The 22,543-nt window shown below is 57.3% G+C and carries 18 protein-coding genes and 1 pseudogene; 9 read left to right on the top strand and 10 right to left on the bottom strand.

Annotated elements, in window-relative coordinates; genetic code table 11:
* Positions 1 to 12: 12 nt before the first annotated feature.
* The 4 genes from dxr to frr form a co-directional block, all read right to left on the bottom strand.
* Complete coding sequence (gene dxr / locus THS5294_RS01455; protein WP_058122329.1) at positions 13 to 1,197, bottom strand: 1-deoxy-D-xylulose-5-phosphate reductoisomerase; 1,185 nt, start codon at positions 1,195 to 1,197, stop codon at positions 13 to 15.
* Positions 1,194 to 1,973, bottom strand: coding sequence for a phosphatidate cytidylyltransferase (locus tag THS5294_RS01450; RefSeq protein WP_233486383.1), 780 nt, complete (start codon positions 1,971 to 1,973; stop codon positions 1,194 to 1,196). The genes dxr and THS5294_RS01450 overlap by 4 nt, the downstream gene beginning before the upstream one ends.
* The gene (gene uppS / locus THS5294_RS01445) at positions 1,970 to 2,719 is read right to left on the bottom strand and encodes a polyprenyl diphosphate synthase (RefSeq protein WP_058122328.1); all 750 of its coding nucleotides are present in this window, start codon (positions 2,717 to 2,719) and stop codon (positions 1,970 to 1,972) included. Before uppS ends, THS5294_RS01450 begins: the two co-directional genes overlap by 4 nt.
* A 77-nt stretch (positions 2,720 to 2,796) precedes the next feature.
* A complete protein-coding gene (gene frr / locus THS5294_RS01440; RefSeq protein ID WP_038003201.1) occupies positions 2,797 to 3,360 on the bottom strand; it encodes a ribosome recycling factor in 564 nt (187 codons plus the stop codon).
* A 489-nt stretch (positions 3,361 to 3,849) separates the two neighbouring features.
* Here frr and THS5294_RS01435 point away from each other — a divergent pair, with 489 nt between their 5' ends.
* Complete coding sequence (locus THS5294_RS01435) at positions 3,850 to 4,632, top strand: Hint domain-containing protein (protein WP_158508571.1); 783 nt, start codon at positions 3,850 to 3,852, stop codon at positions 4,630 to 4,632.
* Positions 4,633 to 4,647: 15 nt separating this feature from the next.
* On the opposite strand, the gene pyrH is transcribed toward THS5294_RS01435, so the two are convergent.
* Entirely contained in the window at positions 4,648 to 5,379 is a 732-nt protein-coding gene (pyrH, locus tag THS5294_RS01430) for a UMP kinase (RefSeq protein WP_038003203.1), read from the bottom strand.
* Positions 5,380 to 5,481: 102 nt separating this feature from the next.
* Between pyrH and miaA the strand changes: the two genes are divergently transcribed.
* The 6 genes from miaA (at position 5,482) to THS5294_RS01400 (ending at position 13,963) form a co-directional block, all read left to right on the top strand.
* A complete protein-coding gene (gene miaA / locus THS5294_RS01425; protein ID WP_058122326.1) occupies positions 5,482 to 6,363 on the top strand; it encodes a tRNA (adenosine(37)-N6)-dimethylallyltransferase MiaA in 882 nt (293 codons plus the stop codon).
* A gap of 64 nt (positions 6,364 to 6,427) precedes the next feature.
* Positions 6,428 to 7,321, top strand: a complete 894-nt coding sequence (locus tag THS5294_RS01420; RefSeq protein ID WP_058122325.1) for an AraC family transcriptional regulator — start codon at positions 6,428 to 6,430, stop codon at positions 7,319 to 7,321.
* A 213-nt stretch (positions 7,322 to 7,534) separates the two neighbouring features.
* Complete coding sequence (locus tag THS5294_RS01415; protein WP_038003210.1) at positions 7,535 to 9,196, top strand: ABC transporter substrate-binding protein; 1,662 nt, start codon at positions 7,535 to 7,537, stop codon at positions 9,194 to 9,196.
* A 110-nt stretch (positions 9,197 to 9,306) separates the two neighbouring features.
* Positions 9,307 to 10,395 (top strand): ABC transporter permease, encoded by a 1,089-nt coding sequence (locus tag THS5294_RS01410; RefSeq protein ID WP_038003213.1) that lies wholly within the window; start codon positions 9,307 to 9,309, stop codon positions 10,393 to 10,395.
* Positions 10,396 to 10,408: 13 nt separating this feature from the next.
* Positions 10,409 to 11,860: an ABC transporter permease gene (locus THS5294_RS01405; protein WP_058122324.1), complete on the top strand. Its 1,452-nt coding sequence runs from the start codon at positions 10,409 to 10,411 to the stop codon at positions 11,858 to 11,860.
* A gap of 15 nt (positions 11,861 to 11,875) precedes the next feature.
* Positions 11,876 to 13,963 (top strand): dipeptide ABC transporter ATP-binding protein, encoded by a 2,088-nt coding sequence (locus tag THS5294_RS01400; RefSeq protein WP_038003217.1) that lies wholly within the window; start codon positions 11,876 to 11,878, stop codon positions 13,961 to 13,963.
* Between the two features lie 60 nt (positions 13,964 to 14,023).
* On the opposite strand, the gene putA is transcribed toward THS5294_RS01400, so the two are convergent.
* A complete protein-coding gene (putA, locus tag THS5294_RS01395; RefSeq protein WP_058122323.1) occupies positions 14,024 to 17,329 on the bottom strand; it encodes a bifunctional proline dehydrogenase/L-glutamate gamma-semialdehyde dehydrogenase PutA in 3,306 nt (1,101 codons plus the stop codon).
* A 130-nt stretch (positions 17,330 to 17,459) separates the two neighbouring features.
* Between putA and THS5294_RS18740 the strand changes: the two are divergent.
* Both THS5294_RS18740 and THS5294_RS18735 read left to right on the top strand, forming a co-directional pair.
* Positions 17,460 to 17,609, top strand: a pseudogene (locus THS5294_RS18740) (Lrp/AsnC family transcriptional regulator); the annotation flags it as partial.
* A 57-nt stretch (positions 17,610 to 17,666) separates the two neighbouring features.
* Entirely contained in the window at positions 17,667 to 17,927 is a 261-nt protein-coding gene (locus tag THS5294_RS18735; protein ID WP_306434192.1) for an Lrp/AsnC ligand binding domain-containing protein, read from the top strand.
* A gap of 24 nt (positions 17,928 to 17,951) precedes the next feature.
* On the opposite strand, the gene ispG is transcribed toward THS5294_RS18735, so the two are convergent.
* From ispG to THS5294_RS01370, 4 genes are all read right to left on the bottom strand, one after another.
* Positions 17,952 to 19,073: a flavodoxin-dependent (E)-4-hydroxy-3-methylbut-2-enyl-diphosphate synthase gene (gene ispG / locus THS5294_RS01385; RefSeq protein WP_058122321.1), complete on the bottom strand. Its 1,122-nt coding sequence runs from the start codon at positions 19,071 to 19,073 to the stop codon at positions 17,952 to 17,954.
* Positions 19,074 to 19,181: 108 nt separating this feature from the next.
* Positions 19,182 to 20,435, bottom strand: a complete 1,254-nt coding sequence (locus tag THS5294_RS01380; RefSeq protein WP_058122320.1) for a helix-turn-helix domain-containing protein — start codon at positions 20,433 to 20,435, stop codon at positions 19,182 to 19,184.
* A 112-nt stretch (positions 20,436 to 20,547) separates the two neighbouring features.
* A complete protein-coding gene (hemA, locus tag THS5294_RS01375; protein ID WP_058122319.1) occupies positions 20,548 to 21,771 on the bottom strand; it encodes a 5-aminolevulinate synthase in 1,224 nt (407 codons plus the stop codon).
* 120 nt (positions 21,772 to 21,891) lie between these two features.
* Positions 21,892 to 22,467: a hypothetical protein gene (locus THS5294_RS01370; RefSeq protein ID WP_083571850.1), complete on the bottom strand. Its 576-nt coding sequence runs from the start codon at positions 22,465 to 22,467 to the stop codon at positions 21,892 to 21,894.
* Positions 22,468 to 22,543 lie beyond the last annotated feature (76 nt).

The raw sequence follows: 22,543 nt of genomic DNA, 5'->3' as shown, positions 1-22,543 counted from the left end.
GTGTTCCTTTGTTTAGTCGGTGTGTGCGCCAGCCAGTTGCGCAGCGATTTCAACGGCACGTGTCCTGCTTAGGTGGTCCACCGCGAGGATGTTATCAAGGGACACTGTGGCACTATCAAGGCCTTCGCGGGCCTGCGTCTGTTCGAGCGTGCGCTCAACCACCTCAGTCATGGTCAGAAAACCAATCTGACCCGCGATGAAAGCATCAAGCGCACTCTCTTTGGCGGCGTTAAAGCAGGCACCCGCCAACCCGCGCAGATGCATAACTTCGCGCGCTAAGCGCAACGCAGGCCAGCGTTTTTCACAAGCAGGCCGGAATTCAAGCGTCGCGATCTGCGCCAGATCAAGCCGCGCGACCGGCAGGTGTTTGCGGTCCGGCCAATGCAAAGCATACCCAATGGCGTGCCGCATATCGGGCGGACCAATATGGGCCATCAGCGCACCGTCACGGAACCCCACCAACGCGTGGATCAGGCTTTGGGGATGAACCACGGCCTCAATCTGCTCAGGCGCTACATCAAAGAACTCTCTTGTTTCAATGAGTTCCAGCGCCTTGTTAAACATAGAGGCGCTGTCAATCGTGATGCGCTGCCCCATATCCCAGTTGGGGTGTGCGCAGGCGTCGGCAAGCGTCGCGGCACCCAGTTGCTCTAGCGGCCAGTCACGCAAGGCCCCACCAGAGGCCGTGATAACAATCCGCTCAACGTCTTCGATATTTTCACCCACGAGGCCTTGGAAGACAGCGGAATGTTCTGAATCCACTGGCAAAATACGTGCGCCGTGGCGCTTAGCTTCGGCCATCAAGTGGGGCCCTGCGGTGACTAGGCTCTCCTTGTTTGCAAGCGCAAGCGTGGTGCCATGGCGCAAAGCGCGTAACCCCGGGACAAGCCCCGCGGCGCCCACAATCGCCGACATAATCCAATCGGCCGGACGATCTGCGGCCTCAGCGATTGCCTCTGGCCCTGCTGCTGCCTCTACCCCTGAACCCGCGAGGGCGTCGCGCAACTCATCCAGTTTTTCCGGATAAGCTGTTACTGCAACTTCGGCCTGTAAGGCTTTGGCATCTTTCGCAAGTTGACCAATATTGCCACCCCCCGTTAGGGCGACAACATCGTAGGCATCCCGCTCGCGCGCGATCAGGTCCAGCGTGTTCTGACCAATCGAACCCGTGGCCCCAAAGACAGAGACCCGCTTCATGCCGGCACCGGCGGGAATTCAGCCAGGCTCTCGATTACGAACAGCAGAACGGCGGCCCCCAGCATCGCATCAAACCGATCAAACAATCCGCCGTGTCCGGGCAGTAGGTTGGAGCTGTCCTTTACACCCATTTTTCGCTTCACCGCAGATTCAGCGATGTCACCCATCTGCGCCATCATAGCGAGCGCGACTGATATACCGATTAGGTCAATCCCCGCGGTTGTAACGCCCATCACGGCCCAGCCGACAAGGCCCGCCGCGACCCAGCCCGCAACCGTGCCTGACCACGTTTTTTTAGGCGAAACTGTGGGCCAAAATTTGGGGCCACCCAGCAGGCGGCCAGCGAAATATCCTGCGATATCAGAGGCTACAACGACGCCGATCAACCATAACATCCAGATTAAGCCAAAATTAGTCAGATGCTGTGTAAGCCCGAGCCCGGCGAACAAAATCGCCAATGCAAAGGTCATAAAAATACGCCGATGCAGGTGCAACGCGGCGATCCCAGCCATTGGCACCGCTAATAACAATGGCAGCGCGAGGCCGAGTGGCAACGCATATGCTGCGGCCAACGCCCCAGTGCTCAGGCCGCCCAAAGCCAAAGACCGCTTTTGATCGGCACCGATCATGCGCGCAAGCTCCCACACCATGATGCCGCAAACGACCGCAATGAGAGCCGCGAACCAAGGTCCCGCCGCCCACACCGCAGCCCCACCGACCACAACCAGCACCAGCGCCGTTGCGATCCGAGGCATCAAATCCGCAAAATTGGTCACCCTGTCACTCCGCCAAACCGACGTGAGCGGGTGCCAAAACGCTGCAATACGTCCTCAAAGATGTCGCGCGTGAAATCCGGCCAAAGCGTGTCGATGAACTCATATTCGGAATAGGCAGACTGCCACAAAAGAAAGTTCGAAATCCGCGCCTCACCACTTGTACGGATCACCAGATCTGGGTCAGGCAAAACGTGCGTATCCAGATAGCGCGGCAGCGTTTCATCAGTAATCTCATCAGGATTTAGCGCCCCGCTTTGCACATCCTGCGCCAAGCGCTTGGTGGCCCGAGCCACCTCATCCCGGCCGCCATAATTGATTGCGATCGTCAGGTGAACCAACGTGTTGTCCTTGGTCAGGTCCTCAAGCATGTCCATCAGACTGACCAGTTTGGCGTCTAGACGCACGCGGTCACCGATGAACCGAACGCGCGTGCCCGTGCGCAGAAGGTTGTTCGCCTCACGCTCAATATACCGACGAAACAACATCATCAGGCCCGAAACCTCAGCCTGCGTGCGCTTCCAATTCTCCGTCGAAAAGGCAAAAACGGTGAGGTACTCCACGCCGTTGTCAGGACAGGCTTCCACTATCTCACGCACACGCCGCGCACCCGCGCGGTGCCCCAAAAGCCGGGGGCGATTGCGCTTTTGCGCCCACCGGCCATTGCCATCCATAATGACCGCGACATGACGCGGACCTGTTCGGGGCACTTCCGGCTGAGGTTCAGCTGAGATAATGGTTTTTTCCATAGAAACGGTCTTTTATATATATGTGAGGCGGCGAAAGGGCATGCGCCCAAACGGCGCCTCAGCCCGTTTTGTGGATATTAAACCTGCATAATCTCGGCTTGTTTTGTCTCTAGCAGGGCATCGACCTTTTTGATGTAGTCATTGGTCATTTCCTGCACTTCTTCTTCCCACAGCTTTTGATCGTCCTCAGACATACCATCGGCTTTGGCTTTCTTGATCTGATCCATGCCGTCCCGCCGCACGTTGCGCACGGAGACACGCGCGTTCTCAGCGTAGCTGCCCGCAACTTTGGTCAGCTCGCGGCGACGCTCCTCGTTCAGCTCGGGAATAGGTAGCATGATGATCGTGCCGTTAAGTTGAGGATTGATCCCCAAGCCGCTCTCGCGAATGGCTTTTTCGACTTTGCCAACCAAGCCTTTGTCCCACACGTTAATCGTTACCATGCGCGGCTCTGGTACGTTGACCGTGCCCACTTGGTTGATCGGCGTAGGCGATCCGTAGGCGTCCACCATCACCGGCTCCAGCATCGAGGCCGAGGCCCGCCCGGTCCGCAACGACGCGAATTCCACGCGCAGGTTCGCGATTGCACCATCCATACGGCGGTTTAGGTCGTCGGTGTCGAGCAAAAAATCATCAGACATGACTGCTTCCTTTTTTGTCCCGGATCAGCCCCGGGGTCGTTTTGCGCATATATAGCGTCAAGAAAGCAGGATCGACAATGGCGTTGTGTGCAGGGATGAGGCCTAAGTGGTCGGGGCGCCTTTATTTTCTGTTAGGGATTTTATTGTAGGACCTTCGGAAGAAATTCCACGTGAGTCTTCTTTATGTCGTCAGCGCCGACTTATGCCCTTTATCTCGGTCGCCATGCGCCATTGTCTCAGACTGCGTTTCCCCAGACGCTTCGTGGTCCCCATCCCGCGATACCTGTGCTCCTAGCAGGTCTCGCGGGAGAGGGAGTTTCTCCGCCAAACGCGGGCTTTGCGCCCCAGCCCGAAATGCTTAGGTATTCCTTACAATCAACTGGTGCGGCTACGAACACTGCTTCTGCTCGGACCCTGCCTGCGCAGATTACAGTCGCGCCGTCTTTGAAAGCGCAAGATGCACTCTTAACCCAAACGCATGATGGTGACGTGTTTGCGGAATGCGCGGCAACAGAGGGCCTCCCCCACGACGCACAAGTCACGATTACCCCCACCGACCACTTGGCTTTTATGGCACGTTTCGCGCACAACCAGCTGTCCGCCGGGGATCGCCCGCAGTGTTTTTGTACAGGCACGTTTATTCACACCCCACGCGGCCCCCTCCCGGTTGAGGACATTCGCGTGGGTTTTCCGGTTCAGACATTGGATTATGGTGTTCAACCCGTCCGCTGGATCGGCACAACCCTCCATACAGAACCCCGCGCCCATGCCCCAATTGAGATCGCGGCCGGTGCGCTGGGTCGCGGATTTCCTTCCGTCACGCTGCGGGTGTCGCCATACCACCGGCTGTGCCTGCGGTCCTCCATCGCGATGCGAATGTTTGGGCAAGCCGAGATCTTACTCTCGGCACGGTTCCTACTGGATGCACCGGGCGTCCGTCAGGTCGATGGTGAAATCCCAGTCAGGTATTGGCACATCGCCACCGCACGCCACGCGCTTGTCAGCGCCAATGGCACATGGGCCGAGACGCTCTTTCCCGGATTACAGGTGCCACCGGGCATGGATGCCTCGGATGTATCACAGCTGGAAGTTGTGTTTGATCAGAAGCTCGCAAGAGGCAAGGATGAAGCCGCGCAGGCCAAGCCACCGGTGCGTCCGATCCTGCGCGGGGCAGCGCAGCGCGCGTTTGTTGCGCGCCACCTCAAACAGCGGCGCGCCTTTGTCATGCAGCAACTCGACGCCGGTGACGACGAACCTGCGCAGGCCTCCTAGAGAGGCGCGCTGAGCCTAGTCCTTCACGAGGGTATAGGTCCCCTCGCCCGCAAGAATGCCTTGGAAACCACCGGGCTCATCCAGCGAAAACACGATGATCGGCAGGTGGTTATCCCGTGCAAGTGCGATTGCGGAGGCGTCCATCACGTTGAGGTGTTTGGCTAGCACTTCATCGTAGGAGACATAATCGTAGCGCACTGCATCATCGTGTTTGACCGGATCCTTATCGTACACGCCGTCCACTTTGGTGCCCTTAAAGATCGCTTGGCAGGCCATCTCATTGGCGCGCAAGGTCGCAGCCGTATCCGTGGTGAAATAGGGGTTCCCCGTGCCCGCCGCAAAAATACACACGCGCTTTTTCTCTAGGTGGCGCACAGCGCGACGACGGATGTAGGGCTCTGCCACTTCGTTCATCGTAATCGCTGAGATCACGCGTGTGTGGATGTCCAACTCCTCTAGCGCGGATTGCATCGCAAGGGCGTTCATGACCGTGGCCAGCATGCCCATGTAGTCGGCGGTCGTCCGCTCCATGCCTTGGGCACTGCCGGACAACCCACGAAAAATATTGCCGCCGCCGATGACCATGCAGATCTCAACCCCAAGGTCATGCACGCGCTTTACCTCTGCGGCGACGCGTTGCACGGTGGGCGGATGCAGACCAAACCCTTGGTCTCCCATCAATGCCTCCCCGGAAATCTTGAGCATGACACGTGTGTACGCCGGAGGGACGGTGGAAGAGGTCGTCATAGGGGCCGCCTTTGGGATATTTGCAAACAGCGGCAAAATGATGCAAATACCCGCGGCGTGCAACGGGCAATTGGGCCCCTCAAGCCACCTAGGCGCAGAGCTTTGAAATTCATCGACAAAATTCTGCCGGACCAACCGGTATTGATCGCAGGTCCCACGGCCAGCGGAAAATCCGCTATGGCTTTGGAAATTGCGGAACGTCAAGGCGGTACGATCATCAATGCCGACGCGCTGCAAGTCTACCGTGATTGGAGCGTTTTAACCGCGCGCCCCAATGTGCAGGAATGCGCCCGCGCGCCCCATGCTTTGTACGGTCACATCGACTTTGCGGAAGCGTTTTCCGTGGGCGACTGGCTGCGCGCACTCACGCCGCTTTTGGCAACGACACGGCCTATCATCGTGGGCGGCACCGGCCTTTATTTCAAAGCGCTACTGGAGGGATTGGCGGATATCCCTCTGACCCCGCCTGATGTCCGCGCTCGCGCGATGGCGCGCTTGGCCGAGGGCGGGATCGCCGCTCTGCTGCCCGATATCCACGCAGATACACTTGCACGGATCGACCAGAACAATCCGATGCGCGTCAGCCGCGCGTGGGAGGTAGAGGTTGCCACCGGTCGGCCCATGCACGAGTGGCAAGACGACACCCCGCCCCCACTGTTGAACCGTGCGGACTGTGCGACGTTTGTTTTGGATGCGCCCAAAGATTGGCTTTCCCCCCGGATCGCGCACCGCTTTGACCTGATGCTAGAAGGCGGCGCGCTGGATGAAGCACGTGCTGTGTTGCCCAAATGGGACCCAAAACTTGGGGCGGCTAAAGCCATTGGCGCACCTGAATTAATCGCGCACCTCCAAGGCACGATGACCCTTGAAGAGGCCCGCACGGCCGCGTGCCTATCGACAGTTCAATACGCAAAGCGGCAGCGCACATGGTTCCGCGCACGCATGGGCGATTGGACGCCAGTTGTCGCGGCTGAACTGCGCTAAACCTCCGCGCTTTTGACTTTGCCGGGTTGTCGTGAAAGGCTTCCCTAACGGAGGGGGCGCGATCATGGATATCGAATATCTCAAGAGCCAAGTACCGGCGATGAATGCGCTGTCGTTGATGCCGATCTCGGGGCTGACACGGCGGCAGGTTTGGCGCCACACCCTGCCCCATTCGGTGCCTGGCCCAAGCTTTCTGTGGTTCGTGCGCGGCAACGCCCGGTTGATCATCGAAGGGCGCGCCATCGGGATCGGACCCAATGTATGCGTCACCCTGCCCGCGCAAACCGCCTTTGCGATTGAACCGGGCGCGCAGACCCAAGCGACCTTTGTGCAAATCCCGACCTCGTCGCTTTTGCCGATGCCAGAGGGCGTTCATCTGATCCGGGTCAACGATATCGGCACCCAAGGCGAGTTGTCGGGCCTTTTGGACCGCATTGCAAAGGGACAGACAAGCGGCGGACCAGGATCGGAGCGTGCCGCCCTTGCCCGGCTGATGCTTGTGTCTTCGATGCTGGAACGACTGACAGGACCGGACACCGCCCAGACCGCCCAATCGGCCTCCCAAAAACTATCGGCGCGTTTCACCCGGGAAGTTGAGCAGTGTTACGCCACCGGTGCCACCCTAAATGATATCGGCGACATGCTTGACGTGACACCGACACATTTGACGCGCACTTTCAAATCTACTTGCGGGATGACTGCTGCGCGGTACCTTGGGGACCGCTTGATGCATGCGGCACGCAGCGAGCTAATCGATACACCAAATTCCGCAGCGGAGATTGCGCGCGATTTGGGTTTTTCCAGCCCTGCCTACTTCTCTCGCGCATTTTTGCATCACGCTGAGGAAACCCCAGGAAAGTTCCGAAATCGTAACCGTCCCAACACGCATCAATCTGACGCTGCGTCAGGCAAAATCCGTCCGGCCCAAAGCGACCAGCGCGTGTCGCTAATGACCTGACTGTCGTTTTTGTGTTAGGTTTAAGTCGTTTTTTGACCTATCTTTCGAATGGAGGCCGTTGACCTTTGGGTCGATTTAGGGCGCAATGCTCTGGATCGAGGTGGAGGGGTTGGCCGATCAGTTTCTCGTTTAACGGGAAACGGTTTTGAACACGGCCAAAAATATCACCGCCCGCTTCGTGAATAAAAAATGATGTGTCACAGGGAGACTATAATGACGCAACCCAAAACACAGCTGCACCCCGCAGCGGAAATGTATGCGCGTGAGTTCAAGCAAGGCTTGCTCGATCGCCGTGAATTTCTGGTTCGGACCACCGCCCTCGGTGTAAGCGCAGCCGCTGCCTATTCTTTGATTGGCGCGACACCTGCGGCAGCCGCAGGCCACGCCCAGCAAGGCGGCAAAATCCGGATGCAGATGGAAGTCCGCGCCCTGAAGGACCCGCGTACGTTTGACTGGACCCAGATGGCCCACGTCACCGCCGGTTGGCTTGAGTACCTCGTGGAGTACAACTCCGACGGTACGTTCGAAGGCATGCTGCTTGAGAGCTGGGACGTAAACGACGACGCCACGGTCTACACGCTGAACGTGCGTAAAGGTGTTAAGTGGAACAACGGTGATGACTTCACTGCTGAGCACGTCGCGCACAACTTCCGTCGCTGGGCCGAGGCTGACGCCGAAGGCAACTCCATGGCTGCACGTGTGACATCCATTGTTGACCCAGAAACGAACGTGGCCGCCGAAGGCGCCATCGAAGTTGTCGACACGCACACCCTGCGCCTTAACCTGATCCAGCCCGACATCACAGTGATCCCCGGCATCGCGGACTACCCCGCCGCCGTGATCCACCCCGATCAGGACCCAGACAACATTCTGGGCCAGCAAATCGGTACGGGCCCATACCTCAACACCGAGCACTCGGTTGGTGTGAAGTCGGTTCTCGTGCGCAACGAGGATCACGACTGGTGGGGCTACGCTGCCGGCAAAGGCGCATATCTCGACACGATCGAGTACATCGACTACGGCACAGACCCCGCTGCTTGGGTGGCTGCTGCTGAAGCCGAAGAAGTCGACACGCTGTACGAAAACATCGGCGATTTCGTCGACATCTTCGACGCACTCGGCTGGGAAAAGTCCGAAGTTGCTACGGGTTCCACAATCGTTGTGCGCCCCAACCAGCTGGCCGAAGACGAAAACGGTGAGAAAATCTACGCCGACAAAGGTCTGCGTCAGGCAATCGCTATGGCTGTCGACAACGCCGTATGTAACGAGCTTGGCAATGCTGGTCGCGGTGTTCCTGCGGACAACTGCCACGTCGGCCCGGTACACCCCGAGCATGACGCATCGGTCGGCCGTATTCCGTTCGATCCCGCCAAAGCCAATGAGCTGCTGAAAGCTTCGGGTCGTGAGGACTATGAGTTCGAGATCCACTCGATCGACGACGATTGGCGCCGGAATACAACTGACGCTGTTGCCGCTCAGCTGCGTGACGCGGGCTTCAAGGTCAAGCGGACCATCCTGCCCGGTTCGACCTTCTGGAACGACTGGACGAAATACGCATTCTCGTCGACCAACTGGAACCACCGCCCACTGGGCACACAGGTGCTGGGTCTGGCCTACCGCTCCGGCGTTGCATGGAACGAGTTTGCTTGGTCCAACCCTGAGTTCGACGCGCTTCTGTCCGAAGCCAACTCGATCGCAGACGCTGGCAAGCGTCGTGAAGTGATGTCCAAAATTCAGGCCATCGTGATCGACGAAGGTGTGACGATCCAGCCGTACTGGCGTGCGTTGTACCGTCACACGGTCCCTGGTTTTGTGGGCACAGATATGCACATCGCGTACCTGCCACAGATCTACAAATGGGGTGTTGCGGCTTAATAGCCCTTCAACCAAAGCAAACCGCGCCCTTAATCCGGGCGCGGTTTCACCATTCAGGCCAATGAGATGCTGGCAGCGGCACATGGTCCAGACAGCTATAGGGAACCCACATGGGACTGTTCATCCTCAGACGTTTGGGGGTGATGATACTGACGGCGCTTTGCCTGACGTTCATCGTCTTCACACTGACCAACCTCTACCCCAACCTTGAGAAGCTCGCCAAAACCGAAGGCAACTTCCGCATGTCCGACGAACAAGTCGACAGTTGGTTGGGCAGCAACGGGCACCTTGATCCGATGTTGGTCAAATACGGTCGCTGGCTCGGCGTAGCCCCGGGATGGACCCATCAGGATTCTGACGGCAACCTGCGGGGACGCTGCATTACCCCCGGCATGGAAAACCCCGAGAACGCCGCCACCTATTGTGGTGTGTTACAGGGTCACTGGGGCTTTTCTTCGGTATTCAAAGAAAACGTGGGGCAAATCGTGGGCCAAAACCTTGGGCTTACGGGTAAGCTGATGTTCTGGGTGATGATCGTCATGGTACCCGGCGCGCTGATTGTAGGTGTGCTTGCGGGCATGAACGAAGGCTCCCGCACGGACCGGACGCTGTCTACTTTTTCGATCACAACGACCGCGACGCCGGAATATGTGTCGGGTGTGATCTTCATTGCGGTGCTTGCGGCCTCGGCCTCTCCGCTGAACGAATTCTTGCGAGGTGCTGGTTGGATCGAAGGCCGGACCCTGTTCAAAGGCACCGCGACCAGCGCGATGGAAGACGCCAACTTTTGGAACTTTTTCCTGCCGGTGATCACGATCGCACTTTACGGGATGGGGTATATCGCCCGGATGACCCGCGCCTCAATGACTGAGGTCATGACCGCGCAATACGTCCGTACCGCGCGCCTCAAAGGCGTGGCGTTCAAAACCATCGTCCTAAAGCACGCCCTGCGCAACGCGCTCATCGCGCCCTTCACCGTCATCATGCTGCAATTCCCATGGCTGCTGAACGGTGTGGTGATTGTTGAGACCCTGTTTAACTACAAAGGCTTCGGTTGGACGCTGGTCCAAGCCGCCGGCAACAACGACATTGAGCTGCTGCTCGGCGTTTCGGTTGTTTCGGTCTTTGTGGTGCTTTTCACCCAGCTGATTTCTGACATCGGCTACGTTTTCCTCAACCCGCGCATTCGCATTTCTTAAGGAGGCCTGAGACATGGAACCATTAACCTGGACAGGCAGCCTTGGCACGGTCCTGAACCCCGCATTAGGCGTCAGCCTTGCGGTGCTCGTGGCGGGCGTTTTGCTGCAATCCCTGCTCGCGTTTTTCCAACCCGAGGAACGCATCAGCTTTAACGCCGACGGCACGGCTGTGGCCACAGGCGGCTTTAACGGCCTGTTGAAAGCGATCATCAAGTGGTCCTTCGCGGCACTCGTTCTGACGCTGGTGGGCTACATCGCCGGCGGCATTATCACGGGCCACACCAATGGCGGCATTTTTGGCGGCATCATCCGTCAGTTCGTGCCCGTCTGGGGCGCGCTGGTTGCGACCTTCGTTCTGTCGTTTGTCTACAAACGCCGCCTTGGCCTTTATGGCAAACTCTTTGACAGCACGGTTGGCATGATCGGTTTTGGTCTCGTGATGTTCTGGGCCTACACTGCGCTGTTCTACGGGATGTTTGGCTGGATCATCACCCATGAGCCGCTCGAAGTCGCCTCGGGGATGAAGAACAAGGTCCCCGGCACGCCCTTCCGCGGCGCCGAAGAAGGCGGCTTTCCGTTCTACCTATTGGGCGGAGATAACCTGTCACGCGATGTGTTCTCACGGATGATCGCAGGCTCCACAGTCGTGATGCAGATCGCCCCGCGGGCCACATTGTTCGCGTTTATGGTGGGCATCACACTCGGCCTGCCTGCGGGTTACCGGGGTGGCTTGCTCGACACGGTGCTGTCGTTTCTTGCCAACCTGATCCTCGCATTCCCGGTGATCTTGCTGTTCTACCTTCTGGTCACACCAGAGATCGTGGAAACCGGCCTGCCGTCCTACATGGCGATGTTCTTGTTCCTCGCGCCGATCATTTTTACCGGCGTTCTGATCAACTCACGGTTCTACACACAGCCCCCCAAACGCAATCTGTACATGGCCGTAGCACTTACGCCGATGGTCCTGTTGTATGTTTGGCTGGTCTCTGACAGCTCGACGCCTGTGTCGTTCATCCCCGCCAGCTTGGATGCGTTCAACGTGCCCGGCGGTATCCTTGTGGTGTTCGTCTCGGTCGTGTTCGTAAACTCACCCACCGTGTTCCGGATCGTTCGGGGCCTGACGCTGGATATCAAAACCCGCGACTACGTCGCCGCAGCGCAAACCCGTGGTGAAGGGGCTTGGTACATAATGCTGTGGGAAATCCTGCCCAACGCGCGCGGTCCGCTGATCGTGGATTTCTGCCTGCGTATTGGTTACACCACCATCCTTCTCGGGACCTTGGGCTTCTTTGGCCTCGGTCTGCCACCGGAAAGCCCGGATTGGGGATCCACGATTAACGAGGGCCGCAAGCTCTTGTCGATCTACCCCCACCCCGCGCTTCCGCCCTCCTTCGCGTTGTTGAGCCTTGTTCTGGGGCTGAACCTGCTGGCCGATGGCCTGCGCGAAGAGAGCCTGAAAGACTGATCCGGAGACGATGATATGAGTAAGACACCCGATTACGACGGTCCCATTCTCGAAATTGATCGCCTGTCGATTTCGTTTTTCACCCGGCTGCGGGAAATTCCTGCAGTGATGGATTTTTCTGTGACCGTACAACCCGGTGAGGCCGTTGGCCTTGTGGGCGAGTCCGGTTGCGGAAAATCCACCGTGGCTCTTGGGGTCATGCAGGACCTTGGCAAAAACGGCCGCATTGTCGGCGGATCGATCAAGTTCAAGGGCCAAGATCTAGGTGAGATGTCGATGGAAGAGCTGCGCGATATTCGCGGCAATGAAATCGCCATGATCTACCAAGAACCCATGGCGTCGCTGAACCCCGCAATGCGGATCGGCAAGCAGCTCATGGAGGTGCCGATGATCCACGAGGGCGTGTCAGAGGCCGAGGCCTACAAGCGTGCCCTCGAGGTGGTGACCGACGTCAAATTGCCCGACCCTGAACGGATGCTGAAATCCTTCCCGCACCAATTGTCGGGCGGACAACAACAGCGGATCGTGATTGCGATGGCGCTGATGTCGAAACCATCGCTGCTTATTCTTGATGAGCCGACAACCGCGCTGGACGTAACTGTTGAGGCCGCGATTGTTGAGCTAGTCCGGGATCTGGGGCGTAAGTACGGCACATCCATGCTGTTCATCTCGCACAACCTCGGGCTGGTTCTCGAAACCTGTGACCGGCTGTGCGTGATGTATTCGGGCGAGGCGGTTGAGCGTGGCTCGATTGCGGATGTGTTCGATGACATGAAGCACCCCTACACGCAGGCCTTGTTCCGTTCGATCCCTCTGCCGGGTGCCGACAAAAATGCACGTCCTCTGGTGGCGATCCCGGGCAACTTTCCCCTGCCCCATGAACGTCCTCCGGGCTGTAACTTTGGCCCGCGCTGCGATTATTTTGAGGCTGGGCGTTGTGATGCGACGGACATCAAGATGGCTCCGATTGACGGCAATGACCGTCATGAATCCCGCTGTCTGAAGTTTGAAGAAATCGACTGGAACGCACCAATCACCGTGGCGGAGGCTAAGGAAAAAGCACCGGTTGGTGATGTCGTCCTCAAGATGGAAGACCTCAAGAAATACTATGAGGTCGCGGCAAACGCGCTGTTTGGCGGCGGTGAAAAGAAAGTGGTCAAGGCCAACGAAACGCTTAGCTTTGAGGCACGCGAGTCTGAGACACTGGCAATTGTGGGTGAATCCGGTTGCGGAAAATCCACCTTTGCGAAGGTCCTCATGGGCCTTGAGACGGCGACAGAGGGTAAGATCACCCTCGGGAACCTGCCCATCCAGGACACGCCCATCGACAAGCGCGATACCAAGACAATTGCCGATGTGCAGATGGTCTTTCAGAACCCGTTTGATACGCTGAACCCGTCCATGACGGTGGGTCGCCAGATCATTCGCGCGCTTGAGATTTTCGACATTGGCGACAATGACGAAGAGCGGCACGATCGGATGCTCAAGCTTTTGGATCTGGTCAAACTGCCCCGCGCCTTTGCAGACCGGATGCCGCGCCAGCTGTCTGGCGGACAAAAGCAGCGTGTCGGTATTGCGCGCGCCTTTGCAGGTGATGCGCGGATCGTTGTGGCGGATGAACCAGTCTCCGCGCTTGATGTGTCGGTGCAGGCCGCAGTGACCGATCTGCTGATGGAGATCCAGCGCGAGAACAAAACCACGCTCCTGTTTATTTCCCACGATTTGTCGATTGTGCGGTATCTGAGCGATCGCGTGATGGTGATGTACCTTGGCCACGTGGTTGAGTTGGGCACCACCGATCAGGTCTTTAGCCCGCCCTATCACCCCTACACCGAGGCGCTTTTGTCAGCTGTTCCAATCGCCGACACCTCGGTTGAGAAAAAGCACATCGTGCTTGAGGGCGATATCCCATCGGCGATGAACCCACCCAGTGGTTGCCCGTTCCAAACGCGCTGCCGGTGGAAAGATCAGGTGCCAAACGGTCTATGCGACAAAGAGGTCCCGCCCGTTCGTCAGTTGGGCGATGGGCATCAGGTCAAATGCCACTTGGCCGATGACATCCTCGCGCGGATGGAGCCGGTCATCAAAATCGCTGCTGAGTAAGCATATATCTAAGGGGCCGAGTGAAAACTTGGCCCCTTTTCAGTTTCTTATAGGGTGGGGTTAAACCTCATCCATGCTCGCCAACAGCGAAGCATTCCCCCCCGAAGCGGTTGTATCCACACTGATCACTTGTTCAAGCCAAAGCCAATTTTGGAATGTCTTGTCCGTCCACAAAGGCGTAATTGGCCCATCAAGTCCTGCCAGAGCGACTGCAATGTCACGTCCATTGTCACCCCAATAAACTGCCCCCTCCAGATCAAGCAGAGCCAGTGAAGTCAGGTCGACGGCACTGCAATCAACGGCTTCAGCTCCGCTGGCACCGACCTGCTGCATCTGCGTCGCTAAATCGTCAGGTGTCGGGCCAAAGCACCCAATCCGCCCGCGCGGCATCACGCGGTAGCGGTTCGACTCTCCCGTTGGCCCTGGCAGGCTGAGCGTGCCATCGAGCGCAGACACAACCCAGCCGCGATGAAAGCGGGCGACATAGCGGGGGCCACCAGCCTTTGGGCCCGTCCCGCTCAGGCCGTGCCCACCAAAGGGTTGGCTTCCCACCACAGCGCCAATTTGGTTTCGGTTAACATAGATGTTGCCCGCGTTCACCTGCTGGCTGATCTCTTCTACACGGCTGTCGATCCGGCTGTGCAGTCCGAACGTCAAGCCATAGCCCGACGCGTTAATATCCGCGATGACCTGAGGCAGTTCACCAGCCGCAAAGGTTGCGATGTGACAGACAGGGCCAAACACTTCGTCCGCCAAGTCATTGATCCCATTGACCCGCAAGAGCGTCGGGGCCACATGCTGCGATCCGCCCTTTGGCCCCTGATGCACGATTGTGCTAGCGGCGATGTGTGCATCAATGCGCGCTTTGGCTGTGGCGTCGATGATCGGGCCAACATCAGTGGCAAAATCGGTCGAGTCCCCGACAACCAATGCATCCATCGCCCCGGTGAGCATTTCGGTTAACGCAGGCGCGATGTCTTCTTGGACGTAAAGCATCCGAAGCGCCGAGCATCGCTGGCCCGCGGATTGGAACGCACTGGCAATGATATCGCGTACAGCCTGCTCCAACAGCGCAGTGCTGTCCACGATCATCGCGTTTTGCCCCCCGGTCTCCGCGATCAAGGGCGTGCCGGGGGTAAGTGAGGCCGCCATCGTACGATTGATACGTTGAGCCGTCGCGGTTGAGCCGGTGAAAGCGACGGCATGGATGCCAGCCGTTCCGGTCAAAATCGGGCCAACAATCGCGCCTTCCCCAGAAACCAACCGTAAACATTCTGGCGGCACACCTGCATCGATCAGGAGCGATACGGCGTAGTCCGCGATCAACGACGTCTGCTCCGCGGGTTTAGCAAGCACCCCATTGCCCGCCGCTAACGCCGCCGCGATCTGACCGGTGAAGATCGCCAAGGGAAAGTTCCAAGGCGAGATGCACGTCACGATGCCAACACTGGGCGTTGGATCCGCAAACTCTGCATAGTACCGAAGAAAATCAACGGCTTCCCGTATTTCATTGATGCAATCTATGAGTGTCTTACCAGCTTCGCGCATGAGCAGAGAGATCAGGTGCACCCGCTCAGCTTCATACAAATCAGCAGACCGGTACAGTACTGCGCGGCGATTTTCAGGGTCGACCGTCCAAGGAGTAACCTCGGTGATCGCCTGAACGGCTTCTGCTGCCGTGGCCCATCGCGCGATCCCTACGATATCGTCACGCCCCGGACTGGTAACTGTTTTATGTATACTTCCAACAGATTGCGCGGCTTCCCAAGTTCTATCCGCCACGGCATCAAGTGCGGCTTGAAGCTTTGAACGGGCATCAGGATCGACCCAATCAAACCCATCCGAATTCACTCGCGGTGTGAATATTTCCCGTGGCTCACACAGCTTGCTTTGCAGAGTGGTAAGAGCTGTGATCGGGTCGGCAACCACTTCAGAAACCGGGCGTGATTCATCAACAATTTGGTTCACAAACGATGAATTTGCGCCGTTTTCCAACAAGCGACGCACCAAATAAGCCAGCAAATCACGATGCGCGCCCACGGGTGCATAGATCCGAGTTTGGGTTCCATAGGTTGCACGAAGATGATCATGAAGCGCCTCACCCATCCCATGAAGTCGTTGAAATTCATATGCTTGTGGGGATAGATTCATGTTAGTTATAGCCGCAACAGTATGGGCGTTATGGGTCGCGAACTGTGGGTAGATGTGATCAATCATCCCGGCAAGTTGATGGGCACAGGCGATATAGCTGGCGTCGGTCGCGGCTTTGCGGGTGAATACGGGGTATGAAGCAAGCCCGAGGGTTTGTGCCTGTTTAATCTCGGTGTCCCAATAGGCGCCCTTCACCAACCGCACCATGATCCTCCGGTCGTGATCTTGTGCCAGTTGAGACAACCAGTCGATCATCGCAGAGGCGCGCTTGCCATAGGCCTGCACTACGACCCCAAAGCCATCCCATCCGGCCAACTCGGGATCAGTCAGAACCGCCTCGATCACGTCTAGCGAGAGGTCGAGGCGATCAGCCTCTTCGGCGTCGATATTCAAGCCAATGTTCGCGCTTGCAGCCTGCTGTGCAAGCGCTTTCACTCGAGGGACAAGAACCTCCATGACGAGCTCACGGTGCAACGGCTCATACCGTTCAAAAAGCGCCGATAGTTTGATGGAGATACCAGGTCGTGTGCGGATATCGTCGCCCTTGGCAGTCGCCATTGCAGCAATGGCATTTGCGTAGGCGGCCATGTAGCGCCGAGCATCGGCGTCTGTACGCGCGGCTTCCCCCAGCATGTCGTAGCTGTAGCTTTCGCCACGGGCCTCACGCACGCTTGCCCGCGACATGGCTGATTGGATCGTCTCGCCCAATACAAACTGACGACCCATCTCCTTCATCGCACTGCGCACGGCTTTCCGAATGACCGGCTCACCCATACGTTTGATTGCATTGCGTAAAACACCTGCAACGGATCTATCCGTATCCAGCACCTTGCCAGTCAAAAACAGCGCCCAAGTGGAGGCATTCACCAACGGAGAATGTGCCGCGCCGAGATGCTTACCCCAGTCGGAAGGGGCGATTTTATCTTCAATCAATGTGTCCATTGTGTCGGCGTCAGGGACCCGCAACAAGGCCTCCGCGAGGCACATCAACGCCACACCCTCCTCCGTATTGAGGCCGTATTCGGCTAGAAAAACCTCCATCAAAGCGGGACGTGCATCTTTACGAAGGTGGTCCACGAATGTGGTCGCAATCGCCTCAATGCGGGCGCGTTTTGCTGGGTCTGGAAGGAAGTGTGCAAGGCGCTCTAGGACCTCGGCCTCTGGCGCATATGTTCTGTCGCGGATGATCTGACGGATCGTGTTTGTGTCGCTCATGAAGGCCTCCCAATGTTGGGAACAGAATACAGGCTTCACATGAGGTTATTTCCTGTATATTTATTCACAGGAGATCTTATTTCCTTAATTTTATGAATTCGACAGTAATTTCGAGAATGAAAGCCACCGCATGTCTCTCTTATCGTCTTTAGATGCTTTTGATCATGCTATTCTCAAAGCAGTCTCTGAGGATGGGCGCATTACGCTCAAAGATCTCTCTGAAAGGGTCGGGCTTTCGAAAACGCCCTGTCAAGCAAGGTTAAAGCGGCTTGAAAAGCTTGGCGTGATCCGAGGGTATCGCGCCATCCTCGATCCCATTAAGCTTGGGTGCGCTCATGTGGCTTTCGTTGAAATCCGGCTCAAGGACACACGTGCACGCGCTCTGAATGACTTTAACCGCGCTGTGCAAAGCCACCCCGAAATTGAGCAATGCCATATGATCGCTGGAAGTTTTGACTATATGCTCAAGGTCAGAACGACCGACATTGCTGCCTATCGGACATTCCTTGGGGAGACGCTCAGTACGTTGCCTCACGTCTCACATTCGTCCACGCACGTGAGCATGGAGAGCGTAAAGGAAGATAGGTTTTACGATTAAGACCAGCTGCCTACAGTGCAATATTCATTCAGCCGCGTTTGCCGTCGCATCGATTTCAGCGGCTTTTTTCTCCACCTGCTCGACGATGTGGTCGACCATTTGCGCGTTGTCTAGCTTATGACTTTGCGCACCAGCCAGATACACCATGCCCGATCCGTTGCCGCCACCGGTAAAACCGACGTCTGTCATCAGTGCTTCGCCCGGGCCATTCACCACACAGCCGATAATCGACAACGACATTGGGGTCTTGATGTGAGCCAGCCGATCCTCGAGCGTTTCAACCGTTTTGATTACATCGAACCCCTGCCGTGCACAGGACGGACAGGAAATAATGTTAACGCCGCGATGACGAAGGCCGAGGGACTTAAGGATTTCGTAGCCAACCTTAACTTCCTCCACTGGATCAGCAGACAGAGACACACGGATCGTGTCGCCAATACCCATCCAGAGCAAATTACCAAGGCCAATCGCCGATTTGATCGTGCCGGACGTTAGGCCACCAGCCTCTGTGATGCCGAGGTGGATTGGCGCATCGGTGGCTTCCGCGAGGCCTTGATAAGCCGCGGCTGCCATAAACACATCCGATGCTTTGCAGCTGATCTTGAATTCGTGAAAGTCATTATCTTGGAGGATGCGAATATGATCCAGCCCACTCTCAATCATGGCATCGGGGCAAGGTTCGCCATATTTTTCAAGAAGGTGCTTCTCTAGCGAGCCCGCGTTCACGCCAATCCGAATGGAGCAATTGTGGTCGCGTGCAGCCTTGATCACTTCTTTCACGCGGTTGGAATCACCAATGTTCCCGGGGTTGATCCGCAAACACGCCGCACCAGCTTCGGCCGCCTCAATCCCGCGCTTATAATGAAAGTGAATGTCGGCCACGATTGGCACAGGGCTTTCCGCAATGATTTCCTTCAGCGCCTTTGAGCTGGCCTGATCAGGCACCGACACGCGCACGATGTCTGCGCCAGCGTCGGCACAGGCCAATACCTGCTTGATCGTAGCTGAAGCATCCGTCGTTAACGTATTGGTCATCGTTTGAACGGTAATAGGGGCATCACCGCCCACCGGAACGGAGCCAACCATGATTTGCCGGCTTTTGCGCCGGTCAATCTGACGCCAGGGGCGAATGGAATGAAGTGACATGGCGCGGAACCTTCTTGGCATTCTGAGTTGGTGAGAATGTAAACCTGTCAACTTCGCCTGACAATGCGCCATAACGCATTAATCAGGGTAGGTCGCGATAAAGGTGGGCTATTCGGTTGGTGCGATATCGGCAGTCGGCAATGACAACTCGGCAACAACCGTCGCTAAATCACGGTCAGCCTCGGGATCCGCGACCGCGTAACTTGCGACAACACTTGTCGGAGCCAGCTCAATCCCGCGGGACACCGATGTGCCCTGCCCGACTGGGCCGTAAGTCTGACCGTTGAGGCGGAAGTAAACTGAACCGCTGTTACCTGCATGCAAGGATGAGGTCAGCTCATCGCGCGGGATGGTATAGCTATCACCAGCATCGAGGATTTGTTCAAACAGGACGGAGCCATCACCGGACGATACCCGGACCCAAGCCGGGCGCACAGCGAACAACACAACTTCATCTTGTGGCTTTTCAGTGACTTGCGGGATCTGAGGCTCTGGCTCTTCGACAAACATTGGTACGTCGATGGACGCGATTTGCGCCCCAAGCGTCGGTGTCGCCGTACGTGTAGACAGGTCCGGTGCATCTGGTCCTGCCAAAGCCCCAATGGCGCCGGGACGAATTGTGGAAATCGGCGCATCGCGGGCAACCAAAACGGGTACGTCCAATGGATCGGGGCGATACAAGCGATCGAGCGCTTCTACAGATGGAGCTTGCCGTCCCACGGCAGCCACAGGGGCGTCAGACGCAATCGCACCAGCCAATGGATCGACCAGTTGTGCAATGACATCAGGAGCTTGCTCAACAGGGGCGACTTGTACCCGCTGAATTTCCTGAAAAACGGACCAGCCACCAAAGCCGATCCCCGCCATCAAAAGCGTCAAGACTGCGACTGAGCCAAGCGCACCGGGATCAACGCTGCCAAACGCGGGTCCGGTGTGCTGTACAAACGGACGGTTCGCACGCGCCATGACGTCGGCCGAATTTCCGGTGATCGGGGCATTTAACGCAGGTTTCGCGCGATTATCGCTATTCAACTGCGATGCAGCGCCGTGAATGCCCTCGAATCCGCTTTCAAGACAGAAACGTGCGAATGTTTCCTCAGGCTCCATGCCAAGATACCGCGCATAAGACCGCACGTAGCCCGCGATAAAGCCCGGCGTTTCAAAGGCGGAAGTATCGCAATCTTCAATCGCCGCGATGTAGGTAGCTTTGATCCGCAAATCACGCTGCACCTCGAGCAAAGATTTGCCGAGCGTGGCGCGTTCCCCGCGCATGACATCCCCAAGACGCAGCTCAAAGCTGTCAAAGCCGCGTTGCGGCACCGTCTCTTCGGTCGTGCTAGAGTCGAAATATCGGCCGAACACCGCGACGCCTCACCGTTTTTGCCTACTCGATACGCGCCGTGGAAATGAATCATTCCCCAGACGTCTTCCTGTGATCGTAGCAGGTTAACGCGCTCAATGCACCTATTCTGATTTAGCCGGTCATCTCGGCACGATTCAGCGCACAATGAGACCAAAGGCTATCCATCGCATGCACCAAATCGTCGATCATATCGGGCGTATGGACGGGGGACGGCGTGAACCGAAGCCGTTCGGTCCCGCGTGGTACGGTGGGAAAATTGATCGGCTGCACATAGACCCCGTGATCCGACAAAAGCCGGTCCGAGATCATTTTGCATTTCACCGGATCACCCACATGAACGGGCACAATATGACTACCGTGATCGATGATCGGTAGCCCCAAACCGCGCAGACGCATCTTCAAAATACGTGCATGATCTTGCTGCATGTCACGCAGTTTCTGCTCTGTCTTCAGGACCTTAACAGATGCCGCTGCACCTGCGGCCACAGCAGGCGGGAGTGATGTGGTAAAAATAAACCCCGGCGCATAGGAGCGCACCGCATCGGCCATCCGCGCGCTGGTCGCGATATATCCGCCCATCACCCCATAGGCCTTGGCCAGGGTTCCATTGATGATATCGATCCGGTCCATCAGCCCGTCACGCTCGGCCACACCAGCGCCCCTTGGGCCATACATTCCAACGGCGTGGACCTCGTCAATATAGGTCAGCGCATTAAACTCATCCGCGATGTCGCAAATTTCTTTTATGAGACCAAAATCCCCGTCCATGGAGTAAATTGACTCGAATGCGATCAACTTTGGTAAAGCCGGGTCATCAGCGGCCAGCAATTCGCGTAAATGTGCCAAATCATTGTGCCGAAAGATCCGCTTGGCCCCGCCATTGCGGCGCACACCTTCAATCATCGAGGCATGGTTCAATGCGTCGGAATAAATGATCAAACCGGGCAGCAATTTCGGCAAAGTGCTAAGCGTGGCGTCATTCGCAATGTAGGCAGAGGTGAACAAAAGCGCGGCTTCTTTGCCGTGAAGATCGGCAACCTCGGCCTCAAGCGCGTTGTGATAAACCGTCGTGCCCGAGATATTGCGTGTACCGCCAGAGCCCGCGCCGGTCGCATCCAGCGCCTCTTTCATCGCCTCCAACACAACAGGATGTTGCCCCATGCCGAGATAGTCGTTGCCACACCAAACGGTGATGTCCTGCTCGGTCCCGTCGGGGCGCGTCCAAACCGCGTGGGGGAACTGGCCGCGACGCCGCTCAATATCGATAAACGTGCGGTACCGCCCCTCGGCGTGCAGGGTCTCGATCGCTTGGTCGACTGCTTTATCGTAGTTCATCCTGCTCTCCGTGTGCCTTGGCAGCCTGTCCGAGGCACCTTAACTTTCGTCCATAGGTAGAGTTATGCCCGGCCTGCAACGAGGTTACAAAAGGTCGCGCATTGCGTTCTTTGGCGCGATCTAGTCCCGCACCACAACTTTGCAATCCTGCGCGTTACATGCTTGCAACGCAGCCGTATCGTCAGGTCCCCACCCCCAAAGCCCGCTTTGCGCCGAGATCGCGAAAGATCTGGACCCTTTGGCCTTGCGATATTCGGCGTCAAACCCTGCGGTGGCGCCCATGCTCAACTGCAACGCGCGCCCTGCCCGGTACCGTTTGGGCAAGATATCAGCCGCGACAGCACAGGCCGCAGTTCCTTCGCGGCGTTTGCCATTACAGTCGGCCAAGGCCAGCGCTCGCGCGATCTCAACGCTGTGATGGTTGGCCGCCGCAACGGTGGCTTCTGACAGAAGGCCTTCGTCGGGCGAATATGCGATCGCCCCATAGTATTGTTGTGTGGGACCAATACTTTGCACGATGTCCCGGTCGCTTTGCGATAGCGGGATCGTTGTTGAGACCTCTGCCACCGAGGTCCGGGTGCCAAACAACATGCGCCACGCCTCTTTGGCGCCGGGCACCGTGTCAGTCGCTGCGGCCGGTATAGCACCGCCCAACGTCAGCCCCCCTACCAAGGTCCATGCAATCATCTTGCGCATCGCAAACTCCCCCATCGATTGAAACCTGTTCTAGCCCGCCAATTCCGAACGTTCCAGTCTGGACACCCTTACCCGC

This window comes from Thalassobacter stenotrophicus, from assembly GCF_001458315.1.
In the GTDB taxonomy this organism is placed as follows: Bacteria; Pseudomonadota; Alphaproteobacteria; order Rhodobacterales; family Rhodobacteraceae; genus Thalassobacter; species Thalassobacter stenotrophicus.
Note: the sequence above shows the minus strand (reverse complement) of the source record. Positions and strands in the feature narration are given on the sequence as shown.

Excerpts from the sequence above, each read along its gene's own strand:
- dxr (WP_058122329.1), bottom strand. The coding sequence starts at position 1,197 with ATGAAGCGGGTCTCTGTCTTTGGGGCCACGGGTTCGATTGGTCAGAAC.
- THS5294_RS01410 (WP_038003213.1), top strand. The coding sequence starts at position 9,307 with ATGGGACTGTTCATCCTCAGACGTTTGGGGGTGATGATACTGACGGCG.
- pyrH (WP_038003203.1), bottom strand. The coding sequence starts at position 5,379 with ATGACGACCTCTTCCACCGTCCCTCCGGCGTACACACGTGTCATGCTC.
- putA (WP_058122323.1), bottom strand. The coding sequence starts at position 17,329 with ATGAGCGACACAAACACGATCCGTCAGATCATCCGCGACAGAACATAT.
- THS5294_RS01400 (WP_038003217.1), top strand. The coding sequence starts at position 11,876 with ATGAGTAAGACACCCGATTACGACGGTCCCATTCTCGAAATTGATCGC.
- hemA (WP_058122319.1), bottom strand. The coding sequence starts at position 21,771 with ATGAACTACGATAAAGCAGTCGACCAAGCGATCGAGACCCTGCACGCC.
- THS5294_RS01405 (WP_058122324.1), top strand. The coding sequence starts at position 10,409 with ATGGAACCATTAACCTGGACAGGCAGCCTTGGCACGGTCCTGAACCCC.
- frr (WP_038003201.1), bottom strand. The coding sequence starts at position 3,360 with ATGTCTGATGATTTTTTGCTCGACACCGACGACCTAAACCGCCGTATG.
- THS5294_RS01420 (WP_058122325.1), top strand. The coding sequence starts at position 6,428 with ATGGATATCGAATATCTCAAGAGCCAAGTACCGGCGATGAATGCGCTG.
- ispG (WP_058122321.1), bottom strand. The coding sequence starts at position 19,073 with ATGTCACTTCATTCCATTCGCCCCTGGCGTCAGATTGACCGGCGCAAA.
- THS5294_RS01415 (WP_038003210.1), top strand. The coding sequence starts at position 7,535 with ATGACGCAACCCAAAACACAGCTGCACCCCGCAGCGGAAATGTATGCG.
- uppS (WP_058122328.1), bottom strand. The coding sequence starts at position 2,719 with ATGGAAAAAACCATTATCTCAGCTGAACCTCAGCCGGAAGTGCCCCGA.
- THS5294_RS01370 (WP_083571850.1), bottom strand. The coding sequence starts at position 22,467 with ATGCGCAAGATGATTGCATGGACCTTGGTAGGGGGGCTGACGTTGGGC.